Source organism: Spirosoma rhododendri (assembly GCF_012849055.1).
Lineage (GTDB): Bacteria > Bacteroidota > Bacteroidia > Cytophagales > Spirosomataceae > Spirosoma > Spirosoma rhododendri.
Window position 1 is genome coordinate 5,595,853 of sequence record NZ_CP051677.1, and the last position, 11,769, is coordinate 5,607,621.

Consider the following 11,769-nt stretch of genomic DNA (forward strand, 5'->3'; position numbering starts at 1 on the left):
AACCTACTAATGAGGTAGGTTCGCCGGAATCACGTTATTTCGCCCCACAATCGACTACCCCTATGACGACCCGAACCATCCTGCTGATCGTTCTTGGCCTGGGAATTATCGCCCTGCTTTATGTTACACTCGTTGATGGACAGTCGGGGATCGACACCCCGATCGATCCGGTCCGCTACAAGCAGGAACTGATGGACGAACGAGCGAAGAAAGATCAGAACTTCCGCACCGGTTCTGATTCACCCATTACCAATAAAGCTCAATTTTCGGGCCTAACTTATTTCGCCCCCGATCCGGCTTACCGCGTTACAGCCCGGCTCGAACCGTTTGCCGACAAAACCCAGAAACTGGTTGTTCGCATGAGCGACGGCAGCGAGGAAGTGTACGAGAAATTTGCCCACGCTGTTTTTCAGTTACAGGGCGAAACGAGTCGTCTGCTGATTGTAAAAGCCGATGGTGAGTACACGGTTCTGTTCCAGGATGCTACGTCCGGGAAAGAAACCTACGGGGGCGGGCGCTACCTCGAACTCGACTCGAAACAGATGAGCGACACGCAGGTTGTTCTCGATTTCAACGCAGCTTATAATCCGTATTGCGCCTACAATCCGGGCTATGCCTGCCCGCTTCCCCCGCCGAAAACAAACTATCGGTAGCGGTACGTGCCGGGGAACGGTATACGCCACACGACTAGAAAAGTGAGTTTTGAGAGAGATAAAGCAGGTTGCGGCATAACTATTGCCCCTATAGACTTTATATTCCTCTCTCGACCAAGTGAAATCAGTTCTTCTCGTCTTATTCGTTAGCATCTCATTCCTGAGTATATCCAGCACGGTGGCGTTCGCCCAGACGGCCGAGATATGCAACAACGGAATCGACGACGACGGCGACAACCTGATCGACTGCCAGGACCCCGACTGCCCCGAGTGCGCACAAGCCGTCACGTGCGCCCAGCCTAACATTTACTACCTGCCTACCATCTACGGTAATCCGTCGGTTGGCAACACCCAATACGGAACGCAGGATCTGATTCTGTCGACCCGATCAGCCAACGCCATCGTCACCATCAGAACGCCCGACGGCTCGTTTAGTCAGCAGGTGGTGCTAACGTCGGCGACTTCGACCAGCATCGCCCTCCCCCTGTCGGTGGTGATGTCGCCCAACCCTAATACGAAGGAAAGAAACAAGGGATTGATTCTTCAGTCGGACCAGCCGATTCAGGCTACCTACCGGCTGACACCCCTTAACAATCAGGACATTATTTCGCTGAAAGGCAAAGCTGGGTTGGGTTATGCCTTTTACGCCGGTAGTCAGACCCGATTGTCGACAACGCAGAACGCCGTCGATCAGCGGCACTTCGTCAGCGTGATGGCCACCGAAGCCAACACCACCATCCGGATTCGCAGCCCAACGCCCTTACTGGGTGTTACAAATCCATCGAATTTTACCATCTCGCTTAATGCGGGGGAAACCTACATGGTTACCTCGACTACGCTAACGACCACGACATCCAGCAACTCGTCTGTTGCGGGGCTGCTGGTAACTTCCGACAAACCGGTGGCCGTCAACTCCGGCTCGCAACATACCTACAACCCCTACAGCGGTAACCGCGACGCAGGCTTCGATCAGCTTGTTCCGGCCCGGATAACCGGTCAGCAATACATAGCCGTTCATGGCCAGAACAACGCCAATGCGTCTGACTACGTCTTTGTCGTCGCGATTGAAAAAGCGACCAGCCTTACCATTACGGGTCCGGCTACGGCAAACGGGCCACCCACATCCCTGACCACCATCACGCTCGACGCCGGGCAGGTATACACCTACAACCTGACCAACTCGGCCTTTAGCCGGGCGTTTCAGTTTACGGGTAACAAAAAATTCTACGCCTACCAGGTTTCGTCGGTAGCTGCCAACGAGTATGGCATGGCGATTCTGCCAGCCATCACGAATTGCACGGGTAGTATACGTACAGATTTCTTCCGCAACGTGGGCAGCACAATCGAGCAGGCCCTCGTCGTCATTCCCACCTCAGCCCTGCCGAGTCTGCTGTTCAACAATCAGTCGTACACGGCCAGGGGGTCGGTCAGAGACAGTGTGCGCGTAAATGGCACGGCCTATTCCGTCGTCAGTTTTACCGCCAATACCGCTTCGCCCTTTAGCCAGGCCAACGTACTGACCGCCAGTCAGCGGTTTCACGTCGGCGTCATCAGCGGGTCAAGTGCTACAGGCAATTTTGGCTACTACTCAAACTACGATGCGCCGGTCGACGTGCTGGACCCCACGTCTAACCAGCCGACCAGTTTCTACCGCGCAGCCCAGGTTACGCCCGGTCAGCGGAGACAGCACTGCCTTCGGCTGAACAGCTGTGGTAGCACCAACTTCATCCAGAACGTCGTCGGTGGCACCCTGACCGGCTCCGTCAGTATCGACCCATCAAACAACACCTGCCTGCTGTACACGATGCGCAGTAATGCCCCTAACTGCGGGCGGGATACCATCCGGGTAACGGTCGTCAACGAACTGGGACAAACCGGCTCGGTCTGCCTTGAATTCGTCAATTCATCGAACACGATACAGCCGACGATTACCCCCGAAACCCTGCTGTTTGCCGCCCCACGGGGGCAACCTCGCTCACGGCATCCGCCAACAGCACAGGTGGCCCCTACACGTATCAGTGGATCACAGCCGATCAGCAGCTGCTAACGACGGCGGTTATCTCGACAACCAGCACAGGGCGGTTCAGGCTTACCGTGACCGATGCCGCCGGTTGTCAGGACACAACCTCAGTCGTCGTTACGGGCGATACGCCAGCCATTGGTTTCGTTGGCAGTTCAGCAACAGCCTGCATCGGCTCGTCGTCACCATACAGCGTCAGCAGCACGTCGGGCACTTACAGCTGGACGGTCACGGGCGGCACCATCGCCAGCGGGGGAACGCCTACCAGTACGACCGCACTGGTAAACTGGACAGCCACGTTGGGCACGCTGCGCGTATCGGTCACCAGTGCCAACGGCTGTACGGCCGTCACCAGTCTGACCGTCACGGCCTACTCCGCCCCTACGCTGTCGACAGCGGCCGTGCCTCCCACGTGCTTCGGGGCCAGCGACGGGCGCATCACGCTGACGGCCAGCGGTGGCAATCCGCCCTTTACGTATGCCTGGTCAACTGGTGCAACGACGAAAGACCTTACCAACGTAATAGCGGACAAATACACCGTTACCGTCACGTCGGGCTGCCCGTCAACCACCACTGTACGGCTGGCAGACCCTTATCCTATACTCTGCCCGAAAGTAATTCTCAGGCGACTTTGACCTGCGCAACCGCTACGCTTTCTACGTTCTTCCTTTTACCGGGTTGCCCTTCTCCTTACCTTTGCATTTTTATCGCAATGCCGCCGTATGGAGATTTCCTATAAATGGTTACAAACGTTCATTGATTTACCCGAGTCGCCCGAAGAAGTAGGCAAACGCCTGACCGGAACGGGTCTTGAAGTCGAAGGTATTGAGCGGTTCGACGCTGTGCCGGGTGGCCTCGAGGGGTTGGTCGTGGGCGAAGTATTGACCTGTACCAAACACCCCGATGCCGATTCACTTAGCCTGACCACTGTCGACGCGGGCGATTCGGCCCCCTGTCGATTGTCTGCGGTGCACCTAATGTCGCTGCCGGTCAGAAGGTTATAGTGGCAAAAGTGGGCGCTACGCTCTACCCCGCCGGTGGTGAACCGTTTACGATCAAAAAAGCAAAAATCCGGGGAGCCGCTTCGGAAGGAATGCTCTGTGCCGAAGACGAAATCGGGCTCGGGCAGTCGCACGCGGGCATCATGGTTCTGTCGACCGACCTGCCCAACGGCACTCCGGCCGCGCGCTATTTCAACCTCGAAGCCGACTACCAGATTATCATCGGTCTGACGCCCAACCGCATCGACGCAGCCTCGCACCTCGGTACCGCCCGCGACCTCCACGCCGTACTGAACCAGCCGCTGCGCCTGCCCGACGTAAGCCGCTTCACCGTCGACAATACATCCCTTACGCTGGACGTACGCGTTGAGGACGTTGCCGCCTGCCCGCGCTACACAGGTCTGACAATCAGCAACCTGACCGTCGGCGAATCGCCCGACTGGCTCAAGCAGCGACTCCGGACGATCGGCATCAACCCAATCAACAACGTCGTCGACATCACCAATTTTGTCTGCCACGATCTGGGTCAGCCGCTCCACGCATTCGACGCGGATAAGATCGCGGGTAATCAGGTCATCGTAAAAACGCTGCCCACCGGTACTCCTTTTGTTACCCTCGACGGTATCGAGCGTAGCCTGACCGATACCGACCTGATGATTTGCAACGCCGACGGGCCGATGTGCATCGCGGGCGTATTCGGCGGCAAAGAATCGGGTGTTACGGAGCAGACAACGCGCATCTTCCTGGAGTCGGCGTACTTTTCGGCCCAGTCGGTGCGGAAAACGGCGCAGCACCACCGGCTCAAAACCGATGCGTCGTTCCGGTTCGAGCGGGGCACCGACCCCAACATGCCCGTTTTTGCACTGAAACGGGCCGCTCTCCTGATGCAGGAAGTAGCCGGGGGGCAGATCACGTCCGACATTACCGACCTATACCCTGCTCCCGTCGAGCCGTTCCGCGTACCGGTCCAGTACCGTAATATCGACCGGCTGATCGGGATCCAGATAGCCCACGACGAGATCAAACGTATTCTGTCGGCGCTCGACATCGAGCAGGCCGACGGAACAACGGACGGGTTTACGGCCATCGTTCCCCCCTACCGCGTCGACGTGACGCGCGAAGCCGACGTGATCGAAGAAATCCTGCGCATCTACGGGCTGGATAACATTCCGCTGTCGAGCAGCCTGTCGGCTGAATCACTGACCGAGTTCCCCAAAAACGACGTCAATCAGTGGCAGAGCCGGGTTGGGCAGGTGCTGACGGCGGTTGGCTTCTATGAAATCCTGACGCTCTCGCTCACGCGCCCCGCCTATCACGACGCTATCCGGGCCAGCCTGCCCGGTACCGATGTGACGTTGCTCAATCCACTCAGCGATGAGCTATCAGTGATGCGGCAGAGTATGCTATTTTCAGCCCTCGAAACGCTGACTTATAACCTCAACCGGCGGCAGCGGGATTTGAGCCTGTTCGAGTTCGGCAAGGTGTATTTCCAGACCACTACCGACGACGGAGCGACGAAGTACACCGAGCGGATGCGGCTAAGTCTGGCCATGATGGGCAACCAACGGGCCGAAAGCTGGCAGCAGAAAAGTCAGCCGGTAGCCTATACCGACCTGGTAGCTGCCGTGCAGCGTGTGCTGAACCTGTTCCGGATTGGCCCCGATCAGGACCGCCGGACTGAATCGCAACCCGCCGACCCGACCCTGTTTCAATACGGACTTACGTACCTGGTCAATAAAAAACCGGTTGTAAGCCTGGGACTGGTACAGCCCCGCCTGACCAAACTGGTCGATCTGAAGCAACCGGTGTTCTACGCCGACTTCGACTGGGATTACCTGATGAAACTGGGTAGCCCGAAGGTACGTTATCAGGAAGTGTCCCGTTTCCCCAGCGTCCGACGCGATCTGTCGCTGGTACTCGACAAGAGCGTGGGCTTTGAGCAGATCGACCGGCTGGCGCACCAGACCGAGCGTAAGTTGTTGCAGACCGTCAACGTATTCGACGTGTTTGAAGACGATTCGCTGGGTACCGACCGCAAGGCCTACTCCGTCAGCTTTATGTTGCAGGACCCGCAACAGACGCTCACCGACGCCACCATCGACAAAACAATGCAGCGGCTGATGGGCGCTTTTGAGCGCGAGCTGGGTGCTCTGATTCGTAAATAAGTGCTTTTTTATCGGTAATCTGCCGGAGCCGGCAGATTACCGGCCATGCCCTCCATCCCAATGAATCCAAATGGAATTAATGAATTTCAATTGTGGTCGCTGATCGATCAGTTGCAGAGCAACATAGTTCAGCTGAAGGAGGAAGCCAAGACGTCGCAGCGTACAATTGAGAAGCTACAACGCGACCGACAGGAGGTTCGGAAGGACCTGGCATTGAAAGAGCGGGAACTAAAGAAGCTGGAGAAAAAACTGGCTGACTCGAAGAAAAAACTACCAAAGTCGAAAGAATTTGGTAAAATTGTAGGTAACAATCTGTCTGCGACAGATCCGAATGCCGAACTAAAGCAGCAACTCGACGAATATATTCGGACTTTAGACCGATGTATAACGCACTGGAGTAATTTGTCATAACTATTAACTGCCCCTGGCTAATGTCTACCATGCCGACCTCAGCCATAGAAGAAAGACCTGTAAACGTTAAAATTGCCGGCATCAGCTACAAAATACTGGTTGAGCCGGAGACAGAGGTATTCGTTAGAAATGCCGCTGAACGGATGCAGCAACTACTGGATGAATTAAAGGAGGAGGGTATCGATAACCCCGGCGAAGCAATGATGCGCATTGCCTTCGACGGGTTAGTCAACAAATTCAGAAGTGACCAGCAAGGGCAGCAATTACAACAAATGTTATACAAACGAATTGTGCAACTCGACAACGTCGTCACATCGGCGTAGTTTGTCTTGTAGCCCGATTCATTTTACACGTCGCTATAATTCATCACTGAACTAACGAAAAAAATCAACCGATCAGAGACGATTATTTATCTAGCAGAATCCGTCTTTTTTCCTTCGCCACACTTCGTTTTTTTATTGATGATTTAACTGTAATCGGTAGTCGTATCGCAGCAGGTTGCTAATTTTTTTTCAACCTTAACGATATACTTCCAATGGATATTCCAGTTTGGATTGCTATACTGGCCTTACTGGCTGGTGGCGGACTGGGGCTCGTGATCGGCCGGCGAACAATGGCCGATACCCACGCAAAACGTGAGCAGGAAGCCGAAGAGAAAGCGGCCGCTATCCTGAAAAATGCCGAACAGCAGGCCGAGACCATCAAGAAAGAACGGATGCTCGAAGCCAAAGATAAATACATCCGCCTGAAAGCAGAGTTTGAAGAAACGACGAGCCAAAAGCGGAATCTGCTTCAGCAGAACGAAAATAAACTCAAGCAGCGCGAGCAACAACTGGCGCAGCAGGCCGATCAGCAGCGCACTCGTGACCAGGAGCTGAATCAGCAGCGCAACGAGATCAATCAGCAACGGAACACCCTCAATCAGCAGAACGACGCGCTGGCGAAACGACGTGAAGACGTTGATCGGCGGCAGCAGGAAGCCGACACCATGCTGGCCGAACAGGTGGCGCAGCTGGAGCGCATTGCCGGTTTATCGGCCGATCAGGCGCGCGAACAACTCATCGATACGCTGAAAGCCGAAGCCGAAACACGGGCTTCGTCGTACGTCAAAAACATTATCGAAGAAGCCAAGCTGACGGCCACCAAGGAAGCCAAAAAGGTGGTCATCGAAACCATTCAACGTACGGCTACCGAACACGCGATCGAAAACTGCGTGTCGGTGTTCAATATTGAGTCGGACGATGTGAAGGGCAAAGTGATCGGGCGCGAAGGGCGCAACATCCGGGCGCTGGAAGCCGCCACTGGTGTTGAAATCATTGTCGACGATACCCCCGAAGCCATCATTATTTCGGGTTTCGACCCGGTCCGGCGCGAGATTGCGCGGCTGTCGCTGCACCGGCTCGTACAGGATGGCCGGATACACCCGGCCCGTATCGAAGAGATTGTGGCCAAGACCCGCAAGAACATCGAAGACGAGATTGTCGAAATCGGCGAGCGGACGGTTATCGACCTCGGTATCCACGGGCTACACCCCGAACTGATTAAGATGGTTGGGCGGATGCGCTTCCGCTCCAGCTACGGGCAGAACCTGCTTCAGCACTCGCGCGAAGTGGCAAAGCTTTGCGCTACGATGGCCGCTGAACTGGGGCTGAATGCCAAGCTTGCCAAGCGGGCGGGCCTGCTGCACGACATTGGTAAAGTATGGCCCGAAGAAGCCGAACTGCCCCACGCGATTCTGGGGATGGAACTGGCGAAGAAATACAAAGAGAATCCAGAGGTCATCAACGCTATCGGCGCCCACCACGACGAGATCGAGATGACGAGCATGATCTCGCCCATCGTACAGGTCTGTGACGCCGTATCGGGCTCACGTCCGGGCGCACGGCGGGAGATGATGGAGTCGTATATCAAGCGGCTGAAAGACCTCGAAGCACTGGCGGGCGGTTTCCCCGGCGTTACGAAATGCTACGCTATCCAGGCCGGGCGCGAACTGCGGATCATGGTCGATGCCGACCACATTTCCGATGACCGGGCCGGTGCGCTTTCGTACGAAATTTCGCAGAAAATTGAGAAAGAAATGCAGTATCCGGGGCAAATAAAAGTTACCGTTATCCGGGAAATGCGCGCAGTAGCTTACGCTAAGTAACTGCACTTACCAATAGACAAAGTGTACTGCAAAACAGTTGATTAGCTGTTATGTAGTACACTTTTTTCATTTGTCGAATTCGCCTACTTTTATCGTCACCTATGGATTTTTTGACCACTTTTTTGTTGCTGATCGCTGGAGCTGGCGGGGGCGTTGCAGCCGCCAATATGCTGCGTAAACGCACCGGCGTAACTGACGTCCGGCATGAATCGACGCTGCTGCTGGAGCGTATCGAAAAGGTATTCAAAGTGGTGATGGCGGAAGGCTATTTCTCGGAGATTTACAACTACCAGGATCAGAAGAAAATCCTGTACCTGCTCAATGACCCGAAAAAAGCGATGGTCATTGCCAAATCGAAGGTGCTGGTTGGGTTCGACTTTGCCAAAGTACGTTTTCAGGCACCCGACCCCAACGACCGGATGCTGGTCATCGAATCGTTTCCGGAACCGGAAGTGTTATCGATCGATACCGATTATCGGTTCTACGATATTCAGGCGGGAATTCTGAATCATTTCAACGGGGCCGACTACACCCAGATTCTGAGTGAGGCCAAGCAGGTGATGAATGAACGGGCCATGCAAAGCGATCTGCCCAAGATCGCCAACAATCAGATTCAATATATGATGTTTCAGCTGGCATCGTCGATGGGCTGGCAGTTGCAGCTACCCGAGGCAGATCAGCGTCGGCTAGATGCCCTGCGGGCGGAGGCTGAACGCAGCGATCAACCGCTCAAGGCTATACTCCCATCAGGTAACGATCCGGCCAGTTCCCAGTCATAATAACATACGCCTTCCTCTTCATAACATGCTATCTACTACGATCCAGCTTTCGTTTGCGCGAATCCTGACTGGTGTTCTGTGTCTGCTCAGTTTTGTTTCGCTGGCGCAGCTAAACGCCGATACCGACGGGGGAAGCTTCTGCCGGGACGGGAAAGTCCGCGCGATGACCCGGCAGGCCAGCAACCCCAAAGCCCGGCTGGCGTATCCCGGCGACAACAATATCGACGTTAACTACTACGGACTGGATCTGAACCTAACGTACAGCCCCAAGTACCTGCGCGGGGCGGTGACGGTTAAACTCAAGTGCACAGCCGCTTCGTTGTCCTCTTTTTTCCTCGATCTTAATTCAACAACGGGTTCTGCCGGTCAGGGGCTACGCGTCGATTCGGTGAAAGCCAATGGGCAAAAGCTGTTGTACCAGTTTACCCAGAGTCGGCTGACCATCACGCCCGCTCAGCCCCTGACAAACAGCCAGATTTACAGCGTTACGGTGTACTATCAGGGTGTGCCGAATGGGCAGGCGCAAAACAGTTTTTCGTTCAGCACGCACGAACGGACAAGCGACCCGGTGATCTGGAGCCTGAGCGAGCCCTACGGTGCCCCCGACTGGTTTCCGTGCAAGGATACCCCCGCTGATAAAGCGGACTCATCGGACGTGCGTATCACGGCTCCCTCTATGTTCGTGTCCGTCTCGAACGGTACGCTCGTCAGTACGACGGTAAACAACAACGGTACAACGACTTATGCCTGGCGAAACCGTCACCCCATCGCGCAGTACCTGATCTCGATTGCGATGTCGAACTACACCCGCTACGACACGCCCTTCACCTACAACGGGCAGACTATGCCTGTTACGCACTACATCTATCCCGAAATCCTGTCGTCAGTCAAGGCTAATCTGGACCTGACGCCCACTATGCTGCAACTGTTTACAACCCGGTTTGGACCCTATCCTTTCCTGCGGGAAAAGTACGGACACGCTCAGTTTACCCAGGGTAACGGTGGTATGGAGCACCAAACGATCAGTTCGATGGAAGCCGGTGCACTTATTCCCGCCGTCATTGCTCACGAGTTGGCCCATCAGTGGTTTGGCGACAAAATTACCTGTCGCGACTGGCAGAATATCTGGCTCAATGAAGGCTTTGCCTCCTACGCCGAAGCCGTTTATGCCGAGTCGGTGAGCGGGCAATCGGGCTATATGAGTACGATGGCCAGCTTTATGGCCCGCGCCCGAACGGCTACCGGCAGTATCTACGTGCAGGACATCAGCAACTTCGGTAACATATTCAACGGTGCCCGCAGTTACGCCAAGGGAGCGGCCGTTCTCCACATGCTTCGGGGCATCGTTGGCGACGACACCTTTTTTCAGATTCTGCGCACCTACACTAGTACCCTGTCGCTGGCTTACCAAACCGCAGTTACAGAAGATTTTCAGGCCGTTGCGGAACAGGTATCTGGCCGGAAACTTGATTACTTTTTCAAGCAGTGGATCTACGGCGAAGGCTACCCAACCTACCGTTACACGATTAACGGAATGCCAACCGCCCGAACCGTAACAGTACAGCTCGATCAGCGCAACTCCGTTTCGACCAACCCCGGTTCGTTTACCATGCCAGTCCAGCTTCGGGTACAGTCGGCAGCGGGCGACACGGTCGTTACCGTGCAGAACAACACAGCGAGTCAGACGTTTACGCTGCCCGCCAAAGGAGCGGTTACGGGTATCGTGATCGATCCGGGCAACTGGATTCTGAAAGCAACGGAGTCCGGAAATGTCATCACCGCCATCGACGAGCCTGTGGGTACGCAGTTTTCTGTATACCCCAACCCCGTTTCGGAAAACCTGTCGATTCGGTTCTCAACGATCAGTACGGGACCATTTTCGATTGGCCTGACAAGCCTTACCGGGCAATCCGGCCCTCGCCTGTCAGAAGCCGCGCTGCCCCCCGGCGAACACACCCGTCAGCTTTCGGTAAAGGGTCTGGCAGCGGGGCAGTACGTACTGACGCTCGAAACGGCATCGGGGCGGCAGAGTGAGGTAGTTTTGGTTCGATGACCGCTTTTGGCCTCATGAAACACCTTTTCTACGCCCTGTTATTGCTACCAGCACTCGCCATCGGGCAGGATAAGCTAGGCATCGTCCGTCATAATCACCTCGGCATTCACGTCAAAGATATTCCGACGAGTGCGGCATTTTACCGCGACGTGATGGGCTTGAAACCAGCCCCCGTTCCCGACAATCTGAAAGCAACCCGCGCCTGGTTTGATCTGGGCAACGGTCAGATGATTCACCTCCTCAACGGCCGTACCGCGCAAGTCAACCACGACCGCAACGGCAGTCATTACGCGCTGTATGTGGAAGATATCGCCAAATCGGAAGCGTACCTGAAGGCGAAACAGATTCCGTATCATCGACAGGTGCGCTTCGACGGGGTGGTACAACTTTACTTCTCCGACCCCGACGGGTACCTGTTTGAATTGAACCAGTCTCCACCGGCAAGCGATAAAGCACCCTGAGCACCCTGATTACGGACGCATTATTCTGCTGTTAATCAGACAGCTCGCTCCTGATTGCTTCAGTTCATATAACCCTTTTT

At 55.2% G+C, this 11,769-nt stretch carries 9 protein-coding genes and 1 pseudogene; all 10 read left to right on the forward strand.

Features of this window, described 5'->3' with window-relative positions:
* Nucleotides 1-62 precede the first annotated feature (62 nt).
* The 10 genes and pseudogenes from HH216_RS23535 (at nt 63) to HH216_RS23580 (ending at nt 11,689) form a co-directional block, all read left to right on the forward strand.
* Nucleotides 63-653 (forward strand): DUF1684 domain-containing protein, encoded by a 591-nt coding sequence (locus HH216_RS23535; RefSeq protein ID WP_332871437.1) that lies wholly within the window; start codon nt 63-65, stop codon nt 651-653.
* Between the two features lie 118 nt (nt 654-771).
* Complete coding sequence (locus tag HH216_RS23540; protein WP_169553082.1) at nt 772-2,700, forward strand: IgGFc-binding protein; 1,929 nt, start codon at nt 772-774, stop codon at nt 2,698-2,700.
* Between the two features lie 47 nt (nt 2,701-2,747).
* Nucleotides 2,748-3,308: a SprB repeat-containing protein gene (locus tag HH216_RS23545; protein ID WP_169553083.1), complete on the forward strand. Its 561-nt coding sequence runs from the start codon at nt 2,748-2,750 to the stop codon at nt 3,306-3,308.
* Nucleotides 3,309-3,395: 87 nt separating this feature from the next.
* Nucleotides 3,396-5,839 (forward strand): annotated as a pseudogene (pheT, locus tag HH216_RS23550) (phenylalanine--tRNA ligase subunit beta).
* A 60-nt stretch (nt 5,840-5,899) separates the two neighbouring features.
* On the forward strand, nt 5,900-6,250 hold the full coding sequence (locus HH216_RS23555) for a hypothetical protein (protein WP_169553084.1): 351 nt from the start codon (nt 5,900-5,902) through the stop codon (nt 6,248-6,250).
* 29 nt (nt 6,251-6,279) lie between these two features.
* On the forward strand, nt 6,280-6,573 hold the full coding sequence (locus tag HH216_RS23560; protein ID WP_169553085.1) for a cell division protein ZapA: 294 nt from the start codon (nt 6,280-6,282) through the stop codon (nt 6,571-6,573).
* A gap of 212 nt (nt 6,574-6,785) precedes the next feature.
* Nucleotides 6,786-8,396: a ribonuclease Y gene (rny, locus tag HH216_RS23565; RefSeq protein ID WP_169553086.1), complete on the forward strand. Its 1,611-nt coding sequence runs from the start codon at nt 6,786-6,788 to the stop codon at nt 8,394-8,396.
* A gap of 101 nt (nt 8,397-8,497) precedes the next feature.
* Nucleotides 8,498-9,175, forward strand: a complete 678-nt coding sequence (locus tag HH216_RS23570; RefSeq protein WP_169553087.1) for a DUF4230 domain-containing protein — start codon at nt 8,498-8,500, stop codon at nt 9,173-9,175.
* Nucleotides 9,176-9,200: 25 nt separating this feature from the next.
* A complete protein-coding gene (locus HH216_RS23575; protein ID WP_169553088.1) occupies nt 9,201-11,228 on the forward strand; it encodes a M1 family aminopeptidase in 2,028 nt (675 codons plus the stop codon).
* Nucleotides 11,229-11,242: 14 nt separating this feature from the next.
* On the forward strand, nt 11,243-11,689 hold the full coding sequence (locus HH216_RS23580) for a VOC family protein (RefSeq protein WP_169553089.1): 447 nt from the start codon (nt 11,243-11,245) through the stop codon (nt 11,687-11,689).
* The last annotated feature ends 80 nt before the right edge of the window (nt 11,690-11,769 follow it).